General features: G+C 72.1%; 14 protein-coding genes. 3 read left to right on the top strand and 11 right to left on the bottom strand.

The genetic code is table 11. The features are described 5' to 3' along the window. The 5 genes from ACFYST_RS29120 to nrdR form a co-directional block, all read right to left on the bottom strand. Positions 1 to 231, bottom strand: a complete 231-nt coding sequence (locus ACFYST_RS29120; protein ID WP_387648797.1) for an RNA polymerase subunit sigma-70 — start codon at positions 229 to 231, stop codon at positions 1 to 3. A gap of 51 nt (positions 232 to 282) precedes the next feature. Continuing rightward, positions 283 to 1,035 (bottom strand): SDR family oxidoreductase, encoded by a 753-nt coding sequence (locus tag ACFYST_RS29115; RefSeq protein WP_387866720.1) that lies wholly within the window; start codon positions 1,033 to 1,035, stop codon positions 283 to 285. Between the two features lie 91 nt (positions 1,036 to 1,126). Then, positions 1,127 to 1,864 (bottom strand): hypothetical protein, encoded by a 738-nt coding sequence (locus tag ACFYST_RS29110; RefSeq protein WP_387866639.1) that lies wholly within the window; start codon positions 1,862 to 1,864, stop codon positions 1,127 to 1,129. Positions 1,865 to 1,948: 84 nt separating this feature from the next. Continuing rightward, entirely contained in the window at positions 1,949 to 4,822 is a 2,874-nt protein-coding gene (locus ACFYST_RS29105) for a vitamin B12-dependent ribonucleotide reductase (RefSeq protein ID WP_387866637.1), read from the bottom strand. A gap of 157 nt (positions 4,823 to 4,979) precedes the next feature. Continuing rightward, entirely contained in the window at positions 4,980 to 5,450 is a 471-nt protein-coding gene (nrdR, locus tag ACFYST_RS29100) for a transcriptional regulator NrdR (RefSeq protein WP_387648791.1), read from the bottom strand. Positions 5,451 to 5,903: 453 nt separating this feature from the next. On the opposite strand from nrdR, the gene lexA reads away from it, so the two are divergent. Beyond that, the gene (gene lexA, locus ACFYST_RS29095; RefSeq protein ID WP_198520699.1) at positions 5,904 to 6,629 is read left to right on the top strand and encodes a transcriptional repressor LexA; all 726 of its coding nucleotides are present in this window, start codon (positions 5,904 to 5,906) and stop codon (positions 6,627 to 6,629) included. A gap of 111 nt (positions 6,630 to 6,740) precedes the next feature. On the opposite strand, the gene ACFYST_RS29090 is transcribed toward lexA, so the two are convergent. Genes ACFYST_RS29090 through ACFYST_RS29075 form a run of 4 tightly spaced genes read right to left on the bottom strand, consistent with a single transcriptional unit; the run spans position 6,741 to position 14,252 of the window. Then, positions 6,741 to 8,822 carry an ATP-dependent DNA helicase gene (locus tag ACFYST_RS29090; RefSeq protein ID WP_387866634.1) on the bottom strand — a complete coding sequence of 694 codons (2,082 nt, stop codon included), beginning with the start codon at positions 8,820 to 8,822 and terminating at the stop codon, positions 6,741 to 6,743. Between the two features lie 12 nt (positions 8,823 to 8,834). Then, complete coding sequence (locus ACFYST_RS29085) at positions 8,835 to 10,610, bottom strand: IucA/IucC family protein (RefSeq protein WP_387866633.1); 1,776 nt, start codon at positions 10,608 to 10,610, stop codon at positions 8,835 to 8,837. After that, a complete protein-coding gene (locus ACFYST_RS29080) occupies positions 10,591 to 12,495 on the bottom strand; it encodes a GNAT family N-acetyltransferase (protein WP_387866630.1) in 1,905 nt (634 codons plus the stop codon). The genes ACFYST_RS29085 and ACFYST_RS29080 overlap by 20 nt, the downstream gene beginning before the upstream one ends. Then, a complete protein-coding gene (locus ACFYST_RS29075; protein ID WP_387866628.1) occupies positions 12,492 to 14,252 on the bottom strand; it encodes an IucA/IucC family protein in 1,761 nt (586 codons plus the stop codon). The genes ACFYST_RS29080 and ACFYST_RS29075 overlap by 4 nt, the downstream gene beginning before the upstream one ends. Positions 14,253 to 14,507: 255 nt before the next feature. On the opposite strand from ACFYST_RS29075, the gene ACFYST_RS29070 reads away from it, so the two are divergent. Both ACFYST_RS29070 and ACFYST_RS29065 read left to right on the top strand, forming a co-directional pair. Continuing rightward, entirely contained in the window at positions 14,508 to 15,599 is a 1,092-nt protein-coding gene (locus ACFYST_RS29070) for a trypsin-like serine peptidase (protein ID WP_387866625.1), read from the top strand. Between the two features lie 59 nt (positions 15,600 to 15,658). Beyond that, positions 15,659 to 16,807, top strand: coding sequence for a trypsin-like serine peptidase (locus tag ACFYST_RS29065; RefSeq protein WP_387648778.1), 1,149 nt, complete (start codon positions 15,659 to 15,661; stop codon positions 16,805 to 16,807). A gap of 58 nt (positions 16,808 to 16,865) precedes the next feature. Here the strand turns inward: ACFYST_RS29065 and hflX are convergent, their stop codons facing one another. Both hflX and ACFYST_RS29055 read right to left on the bottom strand, forming a co-directional pair. Continuing rightward, positions 16,866 to 18,365 (bottom strand): GTPase HflX, encoded by a 1,500-nt coding sequence (gene hflX, locus ACFYST_RS29060; RefSeq protein WP_387648776.1) that lies wholly within the window; start codon positions 18,363 to 18,365, stop codon positions 16,866 to 16,868. A 1-nt stretch (position 18,366) separates the two neighbouring features. Then, positions 18,367 to 20,679, bottom strand: a complete 2,313-nt coding sequence (locus ACFYST_RS29055) for a RelA/SpoT family protein (RefSeq protein ID WP_387866622.1) — start codon at positions 20,677 to 20,679, stop codon at positions 18,367 to 18,369. Positions 20,680 to 20,779: the final 100 nt, after the last annotated feature.

The following is a 20,779-nucleotide window of genomic DNA, read 5'->3' as shown; positions in this document are numbered from 1 at the left end:
TCAGTCCCCTCCCCGTTCCGTCGTCCGCTTGGCGTACTTCTTGTGCACCGCCTGCCGGGTGACGCCCAGGCAGACCGCGATCTCGTGCCAGGACCAGCCCTTGCCGCGGGCATTGCCGACCTGGAGTTCCTCCAGCCGGTCGGCCAGGTCGCGCAGCGCCCGGACGGCGCGCAGGCCGATCGCCGGGTCGCCACTGCTCGCGTCGGCCGCGAGCTGTCTCGTCTCGCTCATGGTGTCAACATAGGTTGACACGACGAGGGGCGTCAACCTTGGTTGACAAAGTCAGTACCGCTCCGCCAGGAACTCCGCGAAGGTGATCCGCCCGTCCGCGTGCTCGGGCGTCAGGTTCGCCCCGGCGCGCATCGCCCGCACCGCCCCGCCCGGCGTCGGCACCCGCAGCACCGGCCGCCGCCGGCCCCGCGCGTGCAGGAACTCGGCCGCCAGCGCCTCCACCGCGCGCACCTGCGGGCCGCCGAAGTCCGCCACCCGCCCGACCGGGCCGCCCTGCGTCAGATCCGCCAGCCGCTCGGCGACGTCCCGGACGTCCACCGGCTGGAAGGCGACGCCGCGCGGCAGCAGCAGCACCGGCGCCTTCGACAGCCCGTCCAGCACCCGCAGCACCAGGTCGTGGAACTGGGTGGCCCGCAGCACCGTCCAGCCGAGACCGGACCCGGCGATCAGCCGCTCGCACTCCTCCTTCGCCCGGTAGTAGCCGAGCGGCACCACGTCCACACCGACGATCGACACGTACACCAGGTGCGCGACGCCGGCCACGCGGGCCGCCGCGACCAGCCTCCGGGTGGCGTCCACGTCGCGCTTCCCGCTGGTGGTCGCGCAGTGCACCACCGTGGTCGCGCCCGCCAGCGCCGCCTCCACCCCGCGGCCGGTCACCAGATCCGCGACCGCCCACCCGTGCTCCCCCGGCGTGTGCGCCTGCCGGCTCAGCACCCGCACCGGGCACCCACGCGCCACCAGCCGGCGCACCACGACCTGCCCCAGCGTCCCCGTCCCGCCCGTCACCACGATCTGCCGCATCGCGCTCACCCCTCTCCTCCCCCAGCCTGCGCGGGCCACCCGCGTCCGGCAGCCCGGCCGACGCACCCGGGGGAACTGGGTCACCCCGGGGTCACAGGTCCTCCGGCCACGGGAAGCCGAGCAGCTCCGCGTACGCCGCGCTGCCGCCGCAGACCCGGGCCTGGCCGCGCGGGTCCGCCGAGGTCAAGCGGTCGACGAGGTCGGCGGCCAGGTCGACCGGGTCGCCGGCGGGGACGGTCAGCTCGGCCAGGAACTGCAGGTAGGGGGATTCGCCGAGGTGGTCCGGCGGTCCGTCCGGGCGCCAGATGAAGGTCAGGTCGATCCGGTCGGGGCCCGAAGTCCAGGTCCACAGGGCGTCGAACTCGCACTCCCAGGCGGCCAACAGCTCCGGCCGGCGGGCGAGTTCGGCCTGCACCAGGCGTCCGACGCCGCGCGCGGGCCAGTCCTCGACCCCGACGCCGGCGCGGTCGAGCTCCGCCAGGTACTGCGCGGCGTCGAACCGGTACGCCGGGAGGTCGAGGTCCTCGATGCCGGGGTTGCGCCATCCGCCCCAGACCACGGCGTCGCCGTCCTGGCGCACCGTCACGTACAGGGCGCCGCAGCACACTTCACCGCACCCGGCCACGTGGAGTTGGACTTCCCGGGGTTCGGGGCCGGGCAGCAGCGGGCTGTACGGCCCGAGCAGGGAGCGCGGGTCCGGGCCGAGGTGCCCGTCGGTGAAACCGGTGTCCAGCAGGTCGCGCCCGTCGGCCAGCAGCCGGAGCTGGCGCCGGCCCTCCGAGGCGTCCTCGATGCGGAGTTCCAGCCGGTTGTTCGATGCATCGTCCATCCCGGCATTGTGTCCGCACACGGCGCAGGGCGCCGACCGAATTAACGGTCGACGCCCTGCGCATCACTGCACGTTGACGGCTTGTCAGCTGCAGCCGCTGGTGGAGCCGCAGCCCTCGCAGAGGTAGCAGCTGCCGGCGCGGCGCATCTTGGTGCCGCAGGAGAAGCAGAGCGGCGCGTCGGCGTTCAGGCCGAGGCGGATCTCGGCGAGCTCCGTGGAGTTGTGCGCGGCCGGGGCCGACTTGGGCTGCTCGACGACCGGCAGGGCGACGTGCGGCTTCTCGGCGGCGAGCGGCGCGGACTGGGCCAGCGACTCGACGTCGAGCTCGTCCTCGATCGGCTCGTAGGAGCCGGTCTCCAGGTGCCGGGTGCGCTCCTCGACGGAGTGGATGCCGAGCGCGGAGCGGGTCTCGAACGGCAGGAAGTCGAGGGCCAGGCGGCGGAAGATGTAGTCCACGATGGACTGCGCCATCCGCACGTCCGGGTCGTCGGTCAGACCGGCCGGCTCGAAGCGCATGTTGGTGAACTTGGCGACGTACGTCTCCAGCGGGACGCCGTACTGGAGGCCGACCGAGACGGCGATGGAGAAGGCGTCCATCATGCCCGCGAGGGTCGAGCCCTGCTTGGACATCTTCAGGAAGACCTCGCCGAGGCCGTCGTCCGGGTAGGAGTTGGCGGTCATGTAGCCCTCGGCGCCGCCGACCGTGAAGGAGGTGGTGATGCCGGGGCGGCCCTTGGGCAGGCGCTTGCGGGTCGGGCGGTACTCGACGACCTTCTCGACCGCGGGGGCGGGCGCAGCCACGGTGGTGGCCACCGGGGCCTTGGTCTTGGCCGAGAGCGGCTGGCCGACCTTGCAGTTGTCGCGGTAGATGGCGAGCGCCTTGACGCCGAGCTTCCAGGCCTGGAAGTAGATCTCCTCGACGTCCTCGACGGTGGCGTTCTCCGGCATGTTGACGGTCTTGGAGATCGCGCCGGAGATCCACGGCTGGATCGCGGCCATCATCCGCACGTGGCCCATCGGGGAGATCGACCGCTCGCCCATGGCGCAGTCGAACACCTCATAGTGGGCGGCCTTCAGGCCGGGCGCGTCGATGACGTTTCCGGTCTCGCCGATGTGCGCGACGATCGCCTCGATCTGCTCGTCCTGGTAGCCGAGGCGCTTCAGGGCGCGCGGGACGGTGCCGTTGACGATCTGCATCGAGCCGCCGCCGACCAGCTTCTTGAACTTGACCAGGGCCAGGTCGGGTTCGACGCCGGTGGTGTCGCAGTCCATCATCAGGCCGATGGTGCCGGTCGGGGCGAGCACCGAGGCCTGCGCGTTGCGGAAGCCGTTCTGCGCGCCGAGCCGGACCACGTCGGTCCAGGTGTCGTTGGCGACGGCCCACACCGGAGCGTCCAGGTCGTCGAGCGGGGCGACGGCGGAGGAGGCGTCCGCGTGCTGCTTCATCACCCGCTGGTGCGGGGCGGCGTTGCGGGCGTAGCCGTCGTACGGGCCGACCACGCCGGCGAGTTCGGCGGAGCGGCGGTAGGCGGTGCCGGTCATCAGCGAGGTGATCGCGCCGGCCAGGGCGCGGCCGCCCGCGGAGTCGTAGGCGTGGCCGGTGGCCATCAGCAGGGCGCCGAGGTTGGCGTAGCCGATGCCGAGCTGGCGGTAGGCGCGGGTGGTCTCGCCGATCTTCTCGGTCGGGAAGTCGGCGAAGCAGATGGAGATGTCCATCGCGGTGATGACCAGCTCGACGACCTTGGCGAAGGTCTGCGCGTCGAAGGTGTCGTCGTCGCGGAGGAACTTCATCAGGTTCAGCGAGGCCAGGTTGCAGCTGGAGTTGTCCAGGTGCATGTACTCGGAACACGGGTTGGAGGCGTTGATCCGGCCCGACTCGGGGCATGTGTGCCAGTGGTTGATCACCGAGTCGTACTGGATGCCCGGGTCGGCGCAGGCCCACGCGGCCTCGGCCATCTTGCGGAACAGGCCCTTGGCGTCGACGGTCTCGATGACCTCGCCGGTCATCCGGCCGCGCAGGCCGAAGCCGGTGCCGTTCTCGACCGCGGTCATGAACTCGTCGTTGACGCGGACCGAGTTGTTGGCGTTCTGGTACTGGACGGAGGCGATGTCGTCGCCGCCGAGGTCCATGTCGAACCCGGCGTCGCGCAGGGCGCGGATCTTCTCCTCCTCCTTCACCTTGGTCTCGATGAAGGCCTCGACGTCCGGGTGGTCGACGTCGAGGACGACCATCTTGGCGGCCCGGCGGGTCGCGCCACCGGACTTGATGGTGCCGGCCGACGCGTCGGCGCCGCGCATGAAGGAGACCGGGCCGGAGGCGTTGCCGCCGGAGGAGAGCAGCTCCTTGGAGGAGCGGATCCGGGACAGGTTCAGGCCGGCGCCCGAACCGCCCTTGAAGATCATGCCCTCTTCCTTGTACCAGTCGAGGATCGACTCCATGGAGTCGTCGACGGACAGGATGAAGCAGGCGGAGACCTGCTGCGGCTGCTGGGTGCCGACGTTGAACCAGACCGGCGAGTTGAAGCTGAACACCTGGTGGAGGAGGGCGTACGTCAGCTCGTGCTCGAAGATCTCGGCGTCGGCCGGGGAGGCGAAGTAGCCGTGCTTCTCACCGGCGGCGCGGTAGGTGAGCACCACGCGGTCGATGATCTGCTTCAGGCTCCACTCGCGCTGCGGGGTGCCGACCGCGCCGCGGAAGTACTTGCTGGTGACGATGTTCACCGCGTTCACCGACCAGAAGTCGGGGAACTCGACGCCGCGCTGCTCGAAGTTGATCGAGCCGTCGCGCCAGTTGGTCATCACCACGTCACGGCGCTCCCAGGAGACCGCGTCGTACGGGTGGACCCCAGGAGTGGTGTAGATCCGCTCCAGCCGCAGGCCCGACTTGGGGGCCTTGGCGCCCTTCGCGGCCTTCTCCGACTTCGACCCGCGCGCGGAACCGCTCGTGGTGTCTGTCATGCCTTGCTCCTCCTCCTGGGCAAACGCCCGAAGTGCCCTGAAAAGTCCGGGCACGACTGGTTCGTTCTCCTGGTGCGCGGGCAGGCCGGAGCCCGGCCACGGCACACGGGTAATGCGGTGACTTGAATGAAAAAAGATGAAAGGAAGGACCCGGCCGTTACGGCACGGGCAGCGGGACCGCGGGCCGCTCGGAGCGCAGCTCCGCGATCGCGGCCTCGAAGTCCTCGAGGTTGTCGAACGCCCGGTAGACGGAGGCGAACCGCAGGTACGCCACCACGTCCAGCTCCTTCAGCGGGCCGAGTATCGCCAGGCCCACATCGTGGGTGGAGAGCTCGGCGCTGCCGCTGGCCCGCACGCACTCCTCGACCCGCTGCCCGAGCTGGGCCAGCGCGTCCTCGGTGACCGGGCGGCCCTGGCAGGCCTTACGGACGCCGGAGATCACCTTCTCGCGGGAGAAGGGCTCGGTGACACCACTGCGCTTGATCACCATCAGGGTGGCGGTCTCGACGGTGGTGAACCGGCGGCTGCAGTCCGGGCACTGCCGGCGGCGGCGGATCGAGCACCCGTCGTCGCTGGCGCGGCTGTCCACGACACGGCTGTCCGGATGCCGACAGAAGGGGCAGTGCACCTGGAACTCCCTCCCTGCGACCCGACGGCGAACGACTCGTACCACTCTACCCGACTCGAAACACAAGACCTGTGCCCGATCGAGGACACTAGCCACTAGATCTAGTGGCGGACGGTGCGGCACGCCGGGCGAACGGGTGACAGCCGGGGGCTGGCCGGGGACATCGCGCGCCGGGACCCCATAGACTGTTCGAGTCGAACATGCAATCGACTTACACCCGGAGGCTTGATCAAGTCAGGCAACCTCGAATAAATTCACTCGAACGTGTGTTTGGCGCAACCTTTCGATAGAGGCGCCAGTTGAGCTGGGCAGTTGGAGCACCAGTCGAGAGGGTCGCCCGCGATGTCCACCCCCAGCGCCGCCAGCGTCATGCACACCATCGAAGCCAAGACCGCCATCCCGGTGCAGGAGCGTTCCGCGCGCACCACTGACCAGGAGAGCATGGATCAGACCATGAGCCGTAGTCAGCCGATCGAGGAGTCCCCGCTCGGTGTGCCCACCCCCGTCGTCCGTGCCCTCCCCGGCCGACCCCCCGGCATCCGCACCGACGAGGCAGGACTGACCGAGCGCCAGCGCCGCGTCATCGAGGTCATCCGGGATTCCGTCCAGCGGCGCGGCTACCCGCCGTCCATGCGCGAGATCGGCCAGGCCGTCGGCCTGTCCTCCACCTCCTCGGTCGCCCACCAGCTGATGGCCCTGGAACGCAAGGGCTTCCTGCGCCGCGACCCGCACCGCCCGCGCGCCTACGAGGTCCGCGGCGTCGAGGTCGCCCGCCCCGCCGCGGCGGAAACCTCCGGCCGGCCCTCCACCTCCTACGTCCCGCTGGTCGGCCGGATCGCCGCCGGCGGCCCGATCCTCGCCGAACAGACCGTCGAGGACGTCTTCCCGCTCCCCCGCCAGCTGGTCGGCGAGGGCGAGCTGTTCGCCCTGACCGTCAAGGGCGACTCGATGATCGACGCCGCGATCTGCGACGGCGACTGGGTCACGGTCCGGCGCCAGCCGGTCGCCGAGAACGGGGACATCGTCGCGGCGATGATCGACGGCGAGGCGACGGTGAAGCGGCTGAAGCGCGAGGACGGGAAGATCTGGCTGATGCCGCACAACGTGGCGTACGAGCCGATTCCCGGCGACAACGCGACCATTCTGGGCAAGGTCGTGGCCGTTCTGCGCCGCCTCTGAACGCACTACGTGGATCGGCCCGAGGAGAGGGGTTCTCTCGTCGGGCCGATCTTTGCGTTCAGCGCCTTCCGCTTCGCGCAGTTCCCCGCGCCCCTGTCGGGGCGCGGGGAGTCAGCGAGGCTTGACCGGGGGCGCGGACGCGTCGATCGCGGCCAGCGACCGGCGGACCTGGTTGCGGTCCGTGGTGTACCAGAAGTCCGGCATGGAGGAGCGGAAGAAGCTCCCGTACCGCGCGGTGGCGAGTCGCGGGTCGAGGACGGCGACGACGCCGCGGTCGTCCGCCGCGCGGACCAGGCGGCCGGCGCCCTGCGCCATCAGGAGTGCGGCATGCGTCGCGGCGACGGCCATGAAGCCGTTGCCGCCGTGGGCTTCGACGTCCTTCTGGCGGGCGCTCATCAGCGGGTCGTCGGGGCGCGGGAAGGGGATCCGGTCCATGACGACGAGCTGGCAGGCGGAGCCGGGGACGTCGACGCCCTGCCAGAGCGAGAGGGTGCCGAACAGGCAGGTCTGCGCGTCGGAGGCGAAGGTGCGGATGAGTTCGCCGAGGGTGTCCTCGCCCTGGAGGAGGATCGGCACGTCGAGGCGTTCCCGGAGGGCTTCGGCCGCGGCCTGCGCGGCCCGCATCGAGGAGAACAGGCCGAGGGTGCGGCCGCCGGAGGCGCCGATCAGTTCGGTGAGTTCGTCGAGCATCTCGGGCCGGTCGGGTTCCCGGCCGGGCGGCGGCAGGTGCTTGGCGACGTAGAGGATGCCCTGCTTGGGGTAGGTGAACGGGGAGCCGACGTCCAGTCCGCGCCAGTACGGCGGGGCGTCCTCTCCGGTCTCGGCGCTGGGCCCGTCGGGGGTGCGGTGGTCGGGCAGCCTGGTCTCGCCGGGCAGGCCGAGGGACGCGGCGACGCCGTTGAAGTCGCCGCCGAGCTTGAGGGTGGCGGAGGTGAGGACCACCGAGCGGTCCTTGTACAGGTTCTCCCGGAGCAGCCCGGAGACGGACAGCGGGGCGACCCGCAGCGACGCGGTGCCGAGGCCGAAGCGGTCGCTTCGTTCGATCCAGATGACGTCGTACTCGGAGCCGGTGAGCAGCCGGTCCGCCGTCTCGTGCAGGGTCTCCGCGGAGGCCATCGCCTGCTTGCGGACGGCGTCCTCGTCGCTGAGGCCCTTGTCGCGGTTCTCGCCGAGCGAGGTGATGACCTGGCGGCAGGCGTCCCGGATGCCGGCCACGGCGTAGCCGAGGTACTCGGGGAGTTCCTCGACCTGGCCGGGCTGGGCGGTCTCCATCAGGCCGTGGAAGTTCTCGGCGGCGGCCTGCAGCGCGTCCACCGCCTTCTCGTTGGCGAGTTTCGCCGCGCGCTTGACCGCCCGGTTGACGGCGCCGACGGTGAGTTCGGCGGTGGCGGCGCCGGTGACGCGGTTCACCAGCTCGTGGGCCTCGTCGATGATCAGCAGGCCGTGTTCGGGGAGGACGGGCGCGCCCTCGATCGCGTCGATCGCCAGCATCGCGTGGTTGGTGACCACCACGTCCGCCAACTTGGCGCGTTCGCGGGCCTGTTCGGCGAAGCACTCCTGGCCGTAGGCGCACCGGGCGGCGCCCAGGCACTCCTTGGAGGTGACGGAGAGCTGGGCCCAGGCCTTGTCGGAGACGCCGGGGGTGAGGTCGTCTCGGTCGCCGGTCTCGGTCTCGTCGGCCCAGTCGCGCAGCCGCAGGACGTCCTGGCCGAGCTTGCCGGTGGGGCCGCCGAGCGCGTCGACCGGGTCGAACAGGCCCTCGCCCTCGTCGCTCGGGGTGCCCTCGTTGGCGCGGTGCAGGCACAGGTAGTTGGAGCGGCCCTTGAGCATCGCGTACAGCGGGCGGCGGCGCAGCGTCGGGTGCAGGGCGTCGACGGTGCGCGGCAGGTCGCGTTCGACGAGCTGGCGCTGGAGGGCGAGCGTCGCGGTGGCGATCACCACGTTGTCACCGTGGGCGAGGGCGGGCACCAGGTAGGCGAGGGACTTTCCGGTGCCGGTGCCGGCCTGGACGAGGAGGTGTTCGCCCTCGTCGACGGCGGCGGCGACCGCCTCGGCCATCCGGACCTGCCCGGGCCGCTCCACGCCGCCGACGGCGTTGACGGCGGCGTGCAGCAGCTCCGGGATACGGGAGGCGGGGACGGGGGGCGCCGATGCGTCCGGGCCGCCGGGCAGGGGTGCGGTGTCGTTCGTCATGACGCAACCAGCCTACGGGGCCGGGGTGACAATTCGGTGCCGTCGGGACGGGAGGTGCGCGGTGCTGTGCAGCGGGTTGTCGACCTGGCCGTGGACGGCGGCGTGCGGACGGTCCGGGCGGTCGCGGTAGCCGTCGAGCAGCAGCCGGTTGCGGTTCAGGCAGAGCCGGTCGATCCGCGGCGCGAACAGGTCGAACAGTTTGTGCCGGTCGGCGAGTTCCGGGAAGCGCCGCTGGCAGTCCCGGATCCGCTCGGCAAGCAGCTCCCAGAACTCGGTCTCGGGGAGGCCGAGTTGTTCCTCCAGCAGGGGTGCGAGGTAGCGGTAGACGCCGATGAACAGCCCGGAGTGCAGGAACTGGCACAGGTAGTCGGGGTTCTCGCGCAGCAGGACGTCGCCGATGCCGTCGGGCAGGTCGGCGAGTTCCGGCAGCGGCTGGTCGCTGATGTTGACGTCGTCGACGAAGTCCTTGACGGCGAGCCGGACGGGGACGTCCTGCTGGTCGAAGACGATGATCGCGTTCTCGCCGTGCGGGGAGAACACCAGGCCGTAGCGGTACAGGAAGTGCAGCAGCGGCGGCAGCATCACGGTGAACAGCCGGTCGGTCCACTCGCGGACGTCCAGGCCCGAGCGGGCGACGAGTTCGGCGGTCAGCGCGCGGCCGTCGGAGCCGGTCTGCAGCAGCGCGGCCAGGGTGCGGCCGTGTTCGCCGTCGTCGAGGTGGCGGCCGAGCGGCTCGCGCCAGATCGCGCCGAGCAGTTCCTTGTACTGGTAGGGCGCGTCGGGCAGGTCCCGGTACAGCGGGTGTTCGACGGTGACGGAGGCGATCTCGCCGAGCAGGATCACCCGGCATTCGTCGCGCAGGTACGGGTCCTGGTCGCGCAACCCCTGGATCCAGCGTGTGACGGCGGGCGCGGCGAGGGCGCGTTCGGTGGGCAGGCCGCGCCAGACCAGGGTGTTGAGGATGGCGAGCGGCAGTTTGACGGTGCACCGGTCGGGGCGGCTGAGGTTGAAGAACGATCGGATGGACTGCTGGGGCAGCCGCAGGTCGCCGTCGGTGGGCAGTGGGACGATCTCGCCGCTGGCGATCCAGGGCGCGAACAGGCCGACCACGGTCTCGTCCCACTGCCAGGGGTGCACCGGCAGCAGCCAGAACTCGTCGGCGCGTTCGCCGAGTTGGGCGCGGAACGCGGGGTCGAGTTCGGTGTCGTAGATGGTCTCGTCGCCGCGGAAGGCGGCCAGGTTCTTGTGCACGGCGAGCCACGGCAGGGCGCGGGGCAGCCGGGCCTCGGGGGCCCAGCGGGCGGCGTCGGCGGCGGAGAAGCCGAGCCGGCCCTTGTTGGCGACGATCCACGGGTGGCCGGTCTGTCTGCCCTCCAGCGCCGCGTGGTCGAGGTCGGCGAGTTCGGCGGCGGTCAGTGCGGTGGCCCGCAGGTGGGCGTCGGCGATCAGGGTGGCGGTGAGTTCGCGGACCAGGTGGCCGGTGGTGTCGCCGGTCAACTTCAGGGTGTGCCGGGCCTGTTGGAGGAATCTCAGCGGGTCGTCGCCGCCGATTATCGAGGCCGGGTCGACCCGCCAGCTGCCGTAGGCGCCCCGGCGCGCGGTGAACCGGTAGTCGGCGTCCGGGAGTTCGAGCAGGTAGTGGTCGCCCTCCGGCCGGGGGTGCAGCAGTTCCTCGTAGGCGAATTCGCCGAGCAGTTTGGCCAGCATGGCGCGTGCGGCGGCCTGCCAGTGACCGGTGGTGAGCTGGGGCGGCAGGTGGAGTGCGGTGTCAACGGCCGGCTGCGGCACGCTCGTTCCCTTCCTGGGGTCGCGGGAGCACCGGGGCCGGGGCGGGCTCGGGTGCGAAGGTGGTCCAGGCGGTGCGGTGGGGCAGCGGGTGCAGGGTCTTGCCCGCGACGGCGTTCAGGATCACGGCGGCGCGGTGCGCGCCGAGCCCGAGGTCCGGGGTGCCGACTCCGTGAGTGTGCAACTCGGCGTTCTGGACGTACAGCCCCCCGGTGAGTTCCGGCCGGGTGGCGACCCGGTGGTCGAGGTCGACCCGGTAGCGGCCCTGTGCGTCCCAGTCGATCAGCCCGGCGATCGGGTCGAGCAGGGCGGGGCGGTGCGCCCGGTAGCCGGTGGCGAGCACCACGGCGTCGGTGCGGATCAGGTGGCGGCGGCCGGAGTCGGTGTGCCGGCAGCGCAGTTCGAGCCGCCCGTCGGGGCCGGGGAGGGCCTCGGTGACGGCGGTGCCGGGGAGGATCTCGACGGGTTCGGCGTCGATCGGGCGGCCCACGGTGCGCTCGTACAGGTGGTCGTGGATCTCGGCGAGGGTCTCCGTGCTGGCCGCCTTGTGCAGTTGCCACTGAGCGGGCACCAGGGCGTCCCGGACCGGCTCGGGCAGGCCGTGGAAGTAGCGGGTGTAGTCGGGGGTGAACTGTTCCAGGCCGAGCTTGGAGTACTCCATCGGCGCGAGCGCCCTGGTGCGGGTGAGCCAGCGCACCCGGGTGCCGTCGCCGGCGTGCCGGCGCAGCAGGTCGAGGAACACCTCGGCGCCGGACTGGCCGGAGCCGACCACCGTGATGTCCCGTGCGCCGTCGAGCCTCCGACGCTCCGTCAGGTAGTCGGCAGAGTGCAGCACCGCCGGGTGGTGGCGCAGCGCCGCGAACGCCTCGGGGCGGGCGGGTTCGGTGCCGACGCCGAGCACCAGGTTCCGGGCCAGGTGCACCGCGCCGGCCGCGTGCACCCGGTAGTGCTGCTGCCCGGCGTCCCAGTGGACGGCGTCGACGGGGCTGTCGAAGCGGCAGTTGGGGAGCCGGTCGGCAGCCCAGCGGCAGTAGTGCTCGTACTCGCGGCGCGGCAGCTGGAAGCGTTCACTGAAGTAGAACGGGAACAGCCGCTGCTGGTGGCGCAGGTAGTTGAGGAACGACCACGGGTTGGTGGGGTCGACCAGCGAGACCAGGTCGGCGAGGAACGGGACCTGCATCCGGGCGCCGTCCACCAGCATGCCGGGGTGCCAGCGGAATTCGGGGCGGGCGTCGAGGAACAGCGCGCTGACGGTGTCGGCCCGGTCGGCGAGCGCGGCCAGCGAGAGGTTGAACGGGCCGATGCCGACGCCGATCAGGTCGTACGGCTCGGGCTGCTGAGTGTTCATGACGTCCTGGGTCTCGGGCCGCGCGCGGATCATCAGGGCGGCGCGCTTGTCGGGGAGGTCGAGATCGGCGGCGCGGGTGAATCCGGCGGCGGTGAACGCCCGGACGGAGGGCGTGTTGCGGACGTCGGGTTCGGCGAGCACCCGGGTGCAGCGGGGTTCGTCCCGCAGCAGCCGGGCAGCGATCGCGTCGAGCAGCAGGGTGCCCAGGCCCCGGCCCCGGGCGGCGGGGGCGAGCAGCAGGTGGATGCCCAGGTCGTGCGGGCGGGCGGGGTAGTGCGCGGCGAGCGGGTCGAGGTCGGCGCGGTACAGCTCGAAGTAGCCGGTGGGTTCGCCGTCGAGCAGCGCGAGGACGGGGCGGCTGCGGCCGTCGCCGTCGAGCTGCCCGGCGAGGTGCGCCGCGGTGGTCCCGGGCGGGCCCGCGAGGGCCCACCAGCGGTCGGTCTCCGGGTCGTTCATCCAGCCGGTGATCAGGTCCAGGTCGGTGCTCAACCGGACGGTGCGCAGGACGAGTTCACCGGCGCTGGTGGCGATGGGCCTCACGCCCGGGCCACCGGGTTGTCGATCTCCACGTACACCGACTGGGTCTCCACCGGGCCGACCAGTTCGTCCAGGCCGTGCAGCCGGGTCAGCAGGTTGGCCTTGCAGCGCAGGGTGGGGGCGTCCAGCAGGTGGGCGGGCAGCGTGGAGCGGGTGGCGGTGGCGGCGGGGCCGGACAGGAAGCGGCGCAGCGCGGCCAGCAGCAGTCGTTCGTCGGCGAGTTGCTGGGAGCCGAAGGCGCCGATGAGGCCGAGCACGTGGTTGATGCCGAGGTAGTAGGCGAAGCGCTCGTCGGCGACCGCATCGGGGACGAAGGTGTCGCTGTGTGCGCCGAGTCCGGGCAGCATCCGGTGCAGCCGGTCGGCGTGCGAGGTGCGGAAGTAGTAGCCCTGGTTGTCGCGGTAGCGGCCGCCGGTGGGCCAGCCCTGCGCGTCGAGCAGGACCAGGCTGTTCTGCTGGTGGGCCTCCAGCGCGATGCCGGCCTGCCCGTCGAGCCAGAGGATCGGCAGCACCACGGCGTCCAGGTAGCGCAGGAACCATTCGGTGGCCACGGTCGCCGCGGGTCGGCCGCTGCGGGCGGCGAGTTCGCCGATCAGCTGGGCGAGTTGCGAGCCGTCCGGGTCGATGGGCTGTTCGGCGACCAGGCCGGCCACGCACAGCGCCCGGTCGGCGGGGCCGAACGGCAGCTCCCGCAGCACGGTGTCCAGGCCGTTGGGGTCGCCGAGGGCGGGGTGGTCGACGCCGATCCAGGCCGGGTCGCGGACGATGTCGAAGCCGGGGTGGGCGGCCTGCCACTTCCGGCCCAGGCCGGCCTCCAGCAGCCGGTGCACCTCGACGCCGCGGTGGAGTTCCTTGCGCAGGTTCTCCCGGCGGGAGTTGGTGATCCGCAGGCCCAGCGAGAGTTTGAGCATCCACGGGGTGCCGGGTCGGCAGACGGTGCGCACCGAGCTGGTGGGGTGCCAGGGTTCGCCGTGCTGTCCGAGGTCGGTCAGCAGGCCCTGGTCCAGCAGGTCGGCGACGGCGGGACGGAGGGTCAGCTCCCGGGCCTGCCACGGGTGCAGCGGCAGTGCGGCGGTGCCGGCGGGCAGCGGGCGGCCGTACAGCTCGGCGGTGAGCCGCTCGGCGGGGGCGCCGGAGGCGGAGTCCGCGGCGAGCAGACTGCGGTCGACGGCCCACCAGTGCAGCCGGAACGAGCCGTGCAGCTCCGGCGAGTAGGCGGCGGACTGGGCGGGGCCGAGGCCGTCGCGGCTCTTCGGGGTGGGGTGCAGCGGGTGGCCGAGCAGCAGCGACTGTTCGGCGCGCAGGAACGGGTCGACGGGGGCGGAGGTGAACGTCCGCCGGTGGGCGAGGATCTCGGCGGTGCGGCCGACCGAGTCGGCCACCCGGGAGGTGAGGTCGGCGAGCTGGCCGGGTTCGGGGCGGCCAGTGGCGCCGGCCACCAGGGCGGCGACGGTGACGGCGTCCACCGGGTGTTCGGCGTTGCCGGTGGAGACGGTGGCGGGGCCGAACCGGTGCCAGCCGCAGGCCGACCAGTGCCGCACCGGCGCGGACAGCTGGGCGGCGCCGCCGAGGACGGGGATGCGCAGCAGGTCGCCGTCGGGGCGTTCGGCGGCGGTCTCCCGGGCCCAGCACCGCAGCAGGCTCTCGGTGGCGGCGTGTTCGGCGGCGACGGCCGGATCCGGGTGGAGCAGCAGGTCCGGGGTGGGGTGCCCGGCCGACGGCAGGACGACCGGGAGAACCTCGGTGAGGGTGGTGGACAAATCCGCTCCTTGAGCCGCGCGAGAGCCTTCGGGTAAGGGTTACCTATCCCGGAGCGCCGGATACAAAATCGCCTCACCCGTTCCAGTGAGTTTCCGTTGATCACCCGCGCAGCAGCCGGCCGGCTGGGATCCTGACGGACCGTCACCATCACGGTTCGATGACCGGACGCCAACAGGACCGCACCGCCCGCCGGTGGTTCGCGCCCCGAATGAAAGACTGTCCCGGGGGAACGGACCGTTTCAGGGGGGTTGAGAGTGAGGGCACGGGGGGTGCTGGCCGCGCTGACCGCGGCAGTGCTGCTGGGCGGGGTGGCCGGCTGCGGCTCGGACGGCGGCCCGGGCGGGGACGGGAACCCGCACAGCTTCGCCGAGTTGAAGCACTGGGGGTTCACCGAGTGGGACCACTGGGCGCAGCGGCACAGCTTCCGCAATCCGGTGGTGGCGGGCGCGTGGAGCGCCGAGACGATGGACCAGGCGCCGCCGCAGCAGCCCGCGCCGGCGCCCGAGTCGGCGGCACCTGAGTCGCCGTCCGCAGCACCCTCGGCGTCCACGGGAACCGGTCCGGGCCCGGTCCCGGCGGTCGCCGCGCAGCCGGTGCCGCGGCCGTACACCAGCTACCCGGCGTCCGGGAAGGTCTTCCTGACCGCGCCGAACGGCGGCACCGGCCAGTGCTCGGCCACCGTGGTGGCCGATCCGGCGAACCCGGGCCACAGCAACCTGGTGTGGACGGCCGCGCACTGCGTCCACCCGGGCAAGGGCGGCGACTGGTACAAGAACCTGGTCTTCGTCCCGGCCTACAACAGCTCGGGCGCGGCCAGCGACCACCAAAAAGCCCCGCTCGCCGAGGTCGCCCCGCTCGGACAGTGGTGGGCGGACAAGGTGATCACCTCACCGCTGTGGACCACCGAGGGCACCAGGGGCGGGGACGCCGCGAACCAGTACGACTTCGCGGTGATCAAGGTGCACGGCCCGGAGGGCGAGAGCCGCTCGCTGGAGGAGGTGCTCGGCACCGCCGTTCCGGTCTGGTTCGACGCGCCGCGCGAGCAGCTCGCCATCCAGGCCTGGGGCTACCCGGCCGTCGCGCCGTTCGACGGGCAGGAGCTGGAGCGCTGCGACTCCGGCCGCCCGGCCGCCCGGAGCTTCGACGCCGCCCGCCCCGCGATGCTGGTGATCGGCTGCACCATGACGGCCGGCGCCTCGGGCGGCGGCTGGTTCGCCGACGGCCCGGACGGCCGCCAACGCCTGGTCAGCAACACCTCCATCGGCACCCAGGCGCACACCGCCCTGAACGGCCCCTACCTGGAGGGCGTGGCCCGCCAGGCCCTCGACTACATCTCCCGGAAGTGACCGCCCGTCACCTCCGCACGACCTTCTCGACCGAACGACGACCACGGGGGGAATCACCCATGACCGATCAGCACCGCGTGAAGCGCCGCATCCGGAACGCGTCCGCGGCCGCCCTGGTGACGGTACTCGCCGTCACCACCGCCGCCTGCCAGAGCGACAAGCCGAAGGCGAGCCCGGCGCCGGCCGGACAGTCCTCCGGGGCTTCGAACAAGGACTCCGTCGACATCGGCGACGTGCAGAACTTCCTTTCCCAGGTGCCGAACTGGAGCGCCGACGACTGGAAGAAGTGGGCGGCCAAGAACGGCTTCAAGCCCGAGGACATCGCGAAGATCAAGGACTTCTGGGACAAGAAGAAGCCTTCCGACCCGACGAAGAGCACCGAGATCACGCCGGACGCCCCCTCGATCAAGGACCTGACCCTCCCGACCCCCGTCAAGGCCAAGGCCCAGCCGCACCCGTACAGCGCAGACACCGCCGTGATCGGGAAGGTCTTCTTCCAGGCCCCCGACGGTCCGATGGTCTGCTCGGGCACCGTGGTCTCCGACCCGGCCCACCCCGGCAAGAGCAACCTCGTGTGGACGGCCGGCCACTGCGTCCACGACGGCAAGGGCGGCGACTTCTTCACCAATTGGATGTTCGCGCCCGGCTACAACCGCAGCGGTGTCACCAGCAACGGGAAGAAGCCGGAGATCACCTGGGCCCAGGCCGCCCCGATGGGCCGCTGGCTGGCCACCGACATGCTGATCATGCCGCAGTGGGCCAAGGAGGGCACCAAGGTCGGCACCGCGGCAATGCAGTTCGACTTCGCGGTGGTCCGGGTGGCCGCGCTCGACGGCTCCGACCGCTCGCTGGAGGAGACCGTCGGCTCCTCCGTCCCGATCTGGTTCGGCGCCAAGCCGGACGAGATCACCTCGCCGTCGGGGTACGGCTACCCGGGCGCCGCGCCGTACAACGGCGAGGAGCTGGAGCACTGTGACGCCCCCAAGCTCAGCCCGTTCGTCTTCGACCGCTCGCGCCCGCCGATGCTCGCCATGGGCTGCACCATGACCGGTGGATCCTCGGGCGGCGGCTGGCTCACCCGCCAGAACGGCAAGACGATGCTGTTCTCCAACGTGTCGATCGGCGACCACGTGAACGACTGGCAGGCCGGGCCGACCCTCGGCCCGGAGGCCAAGAAGATGTTCGACGCCTTCGTCGCCAAGAAGTAGCCGGAACGCCGGACGGGCGGCACGCCACGAAGGTGTGCCGCCCGCCCGTCCGGATGCCTCAGGCCGTGACGACCGCGTACCGCTCCAGCTCGGCCGCCAGCACCGCCGCCACCTTGGCGTGCAGCAGCGTGCCTTCCGCGGTGTGCTCGGCGCTGATCAGCTCGCCCTCCGCGTGCACCCGGGAGACCAGGTCGCCGCGGGTGTAGGGGACCAGGACCTTGACCTCCACCGCGGGGCGGGGCAGTTCCTCGTCGATCAGGGTGAGGAGCTCCTCGATGCCCAGGCCGCTGCGGGCCGAGACCACGATGGCGTGCGGCTCGCGGCGCAGCAGGCGCTGGAGCACCGCCGGGTCGGCCGCGTCCGCCTTGTTGATCACCACGATCTCGGGCACGTTCTGGGCCTCGACCGAGACGATCACCTCGCGCACGGCGGCGAGCTGCGTCTCCGGCTCCGGGTGGGAGCCGTCCACCACGTGCAGGATGAGGTCGGCGTCGGCGACCTCCTCCATGGTGGAGCGGAACGCCTCGACCAGGTGGTGCGGCAGGTGCCGGACGAAGCCGACGGTGTCGGCCAGCGTGTACAGCCGGCCGCTCGGGGTCTGCGCCCGGCGGACCGTCGGGTCCAGGGTGGCGAACAGCGCGTTCTCCACCAGGACGCCGGCGCCGGTGAGCCGGTTGAGCAGCGAGGACTTGCCGGCGTTGGTGTACCCGGCGATGGCCACCGAGGGCACCTGGTGGCGTCGCCGCTCCTGCCGCTTGGTGTCGCGGCCCTTCTTCATGTCGGCGATCTCCTTGCGGAGCTTCGCCATCTTCTCGCGGATCCGCCGACGGTCGGTCTCGATCTTGGTCTCACCGGGACCACGGGTGGCCATACCGCCGCCCGAGGTACCGGAGCCACCGCCACCCATCTGCCGGGACAGCGACGCACCCCAGCCGCGCAGGCGCGGCAGCATGTACTGCATCTGCGCGAGCGAGACCTGCGCCTTGCCCTCACGGGACTTGGCGTGCTGGGCAAAGATGTCCAGGATCAGGGCGGTGCGGTCGACGACCTTGACCTTCACCACGTCTTCCAGGTGGATCAGCTGACCGGGCGTGAGCTCACCGTCGCAGACCACGGTGTCGGCGCCGGAGGAGGCGACCAGGTCGCGCAGCTCCTTGGCCTTGCCGGAGCCGATGTAGGTGGCCGCGTCGGGCTTGTCACGGCGCTGGATCACACCGTCCAGCACTTCGGAGCCGGCCGTCTCGGCGAGCGCGGCGAGCTCGGCCATCGAGTTCTCCGCCTCCTCGAGCGTGCCGTCCGTCCACACGCCGACGAGCACCACGCGCTCCAGGCGGAGCTGGCGGTACTCGACTTCGGTGACGTCCTGCAGTTCGGTGGAGAGGCCGGCGACACGCCGGAGCGCGGCGCGCTCGGAACGGTCGTACTGCTCTCCGTCGTAGTTGCCGAGGCCCTCGTCGATCGCCGCGAGGTCCTCGTCCATCAGGGCTTCCGCCTTGAGGTCGGCGAGGCGGTTGGCCGACTCGCTCGATCGGGTGCGGCTGTCGAACGTGGAGGTCATTTCATCCTTGGATTGATCGGGTGATGCTCTCGGACAACACGGCGGAACCGCCGTGAATTCCCCACGATGGTCGCACGCCCGCTGTGCCCGAGTCATCCCTTTTACCAGCCGCCACGACGGCCTCCGCCACCGGCCCCGGCACGGCCCGCTCCGCCCCGGCCGCCGGCGCCGGGGCCCGGCCGGGCAGCTCCTCGGGCCCGCCCGGCCGGTACACGTCGTACACGCCCGACACCCGGAAGATCGCCCGCATCACGGCGGGCAGCTTGGCGGCGTCGGCGAGTTCCAGGGTGTAGCTGTGCCGCACCCGCAGCTGGCGGGGCGGCTCGACGTCGGCGGAGAAGATCGACACGCCCTCACCGGAGATCGCGGCGGTCAGGTCGGCCAGTAGCCGGGGCCGGTTCAGCGCCTCGGCGTGCAGGGTGGCCCGGTAGCCCCACTGCGGGGCGCCGCCGGGCAGCCAGCGGACCGGGACCGCCCGGCGTCCGCCGCGCAGCATCCGGGTGCCGGCCGAACAGCCGGTCCGGTGCACCGCGACGACGCCGCCGCTCAGCACGATGCCGGTCACCGCGTCGGGCGGCACGGGCGTGCAGCAGCGCGCCAACCGGACGGCGGCGCCAGGCAGTTCGGGCACATCGGCGGGCGCGCCGGGTGCGGCGCCGGGCGACGCGGGCGGGGCGGCGGCGGGCACCGGGGCGCCGGCCGCGGGCGGCCGTTCGGCGGCGGGCGCGGGCAGCGGCCCGGCCGCCAGCCGGCGCTCGATGGCGAGCCGGGCGGCGGGGGTGCGGACGTACTCCAGCCACTCCCGGTCGGGGCCGCTGTCCTCGCCGGGCGGGGCGGTGAGCAGGCCGAGCACGTCGCCGTCGCGCAGTTCGGTGGAGAGCGCGGTGAGCCGGCCGTTGATCCGGGCGCCGATGCAGCGGTGGCCGGTCTCCTCGCCGATCAGGTAGGCGGCGTCCAGACAGCTGGCGCCGGCGGGCAGGTGCAGGGTGGTGCCGTCCTCGGTGACGGCGGTGATCTCGCGGTCGTCGCGCAGGTCGGCGGTGAGCGCGGACCAGAAGGCGTCCGGGTCGGGGGTGTCCTGCTGCCACTCCAGCAGCCGGGCCAGCCAGCCGGGGCGGGCGGGGTCGGTGCGGTCCTCGGGGTCGTCGGCGGCGCCCTGCCGGTCGGCGGTGCGCGGGTCGCCGAGCGCGACCACGCCGGTCTCGGCGACCTCGTGCATCCGCCGGGTGCGCACCAGGACCTCGATCACCTCGCCGCCGGGCAGCGCCACCGCGGTGTGCAGCGACTGGTACAGGTTGAACTTGGGGGCGGCCACGAAGTCCTTGAACTCGCCGGGCAGCGGCGTCCAGCAGGTGTGCAGTTCGCCGAGCACCGCGTAGCAGTCGGCGTTCTCCTCGACCACCACCAGCAGCCGCCCGTAGTCGGCGGGCCGCAGCGCCGCGCCGTCCGGGCCGGCCCCGCGTTTGATCATCACCCGGTGCAGCGAGACCAGGTGCCGGGGGCGGACGGTGACGGCGGAGGAGATCCCGGCCTCGCCGAGCTGGCGGCCGAGTTCGGTGGCGAACGGGGCGAGCACGCCGTCGGCCCAGCCGCCGGCCACGGCGCCGGTGTCCGCGTACTCCTCGGGGTGCAGGGTGGCGAACACGATGTCCTCCAGCTCCGCCTTCACCACCTGGATGCCGAGCCGTTCGGCGAGCGGGATCAGCACGTCCCGGGTGACCTTGGCGATCCGCACCTGGCTGGCCGGCTTCATGTGCCGGATGGTGCGCATGTTGTGCAGCCGGTCGGCGAGTTTGATCACCATCACCCGGACGTCGTCGCCGGTGGCGACCAGCATCTTGCGGAAGGTCTCGGGTTCGGCCGCCGCGCCGAAGTCGACCTTCTCCAGCTTGGTGACGCCGTCCACCAGGTACGCGATCTCCGGCCCGAAGACCTCGGCGACCTGATCGAGCGTCACTTCGGTGTCCTCGACGGTGTCGTGCAGCAGCGAGGCGACCAGCGTGGTGGTGTCCGCGCCGAGCTGGGCGAGGATCATGGTGACGGCGAGCGGGTGGGTGATGTACGGCTCGCCGCTCTTGCGGGTCTGCCCGCGGTGGCTCTCCTCGGCGACCCGGTAGGCCCGGGCCAGCAGCGCCAGATCGGCCTGCGGGTGGTGCACCCGGTGCGCCTGCACGATCGGTTCGATGGCGTCGGGGACGGGCGTCCGCCCGGTGGCGAGCAGCGCCGCCCGGCCGGCCCGGCCGAGCGCCGCACGGCTGAAGCGGCTCGCCTGCTGCTTGGACGGCGAGCCCGCCAACTCGGAGCGGATGGTCATCTGCACCTCCGGCAGCAACACCGGAGCGACGGCCGACCCGGTGGTCCATGCTACCGAGCACAGCACGTTCGGCGAGCCCCCGCTTCGGCTCTGCCACCGG

Origin of the sequence: Kitasatospora sp. NPDC004614 (assembly GCF_042873675.1) — a bacterium.
Classification (GTDB): domain Bacteria; phylum Actinomycetota; class Actinomycetes; order Streptomycetales; family Streptomycetaceae; genus Kitasatospora.
The sequence above is the reverse complement of the archived record's forward strand: the minus strand, read 5'-3'. Positions and strand labels throughout refer to the sequence as shown.

Excerpts from the sequence above, each read along its gene's own strand:
- ACFYST_RS29120 (WP_387648797.1), bottom strand. The coding sequence starts at position 231 with ATGAGCGAGACGAGACAGCTCGCGGCCGACGCGAGCAGTGGCGACCCG.
- ACFYST_RS29115 (WP_387866720.1), bottom strand. The coding sequence starts at position 1,035 with ATGCGGCAGATCGTGGTGACGGGCGGGACGGGGACGCTGGGGCAGGTC.
- ACFYST_RS29110 (WP_387866639.1), bottom strand. The coding sequence starts at position 1,864 with ATGGACGATGCATCGAACAACCGGCTGGAACTCCGCATCGAGGACGCC.
- ACFYST_RS29105 (WP_387866637.1), bottom strand. The coding sequence starts at position 4,822 with ATGACAGACACCACGAGCGGTTCCGCGCGCGGGTCGAAGTCGGAGAAG.
- lexA (WP_198520699.1), top strand. The coding sequence starts at position 5,904 with ATGAGCCGTAGTCAGCCGATCGAGGAGTCCCCGCTCGGTGTGCCCACC.
- ACFYST_RS29090 (WP_387866634.1), bottom strand. The coding sequence starts at position 8,822 with ATGACGAACGACACCGCACCCCTGCCCGGCGGCCCGGACGCATCGGCG.
- ACFYST_RS29065 (WP_387648778.1), top strand. The coding sequence starts at position 15,659 with ATGACCGATCAGCACCGCGTGAAGCGCCGCATCCGGAACGCGTCCGCG.
- hflX (WP_387648776.1), bottom strand. The coding sequence starts at position 18,365 with ATGACCTCCACGTTCGACAGCCGCACCCGATCGAGCGAGTCGGCCAAC.
- ACFYST_RS29055 (WP_387866622.1), bottom strand. The coding sequence starts at position 20,679 with ATGACCATCCGCTCCGAGTTGGCGGGCTCGCCGTCCAAGCAGCAGGCG.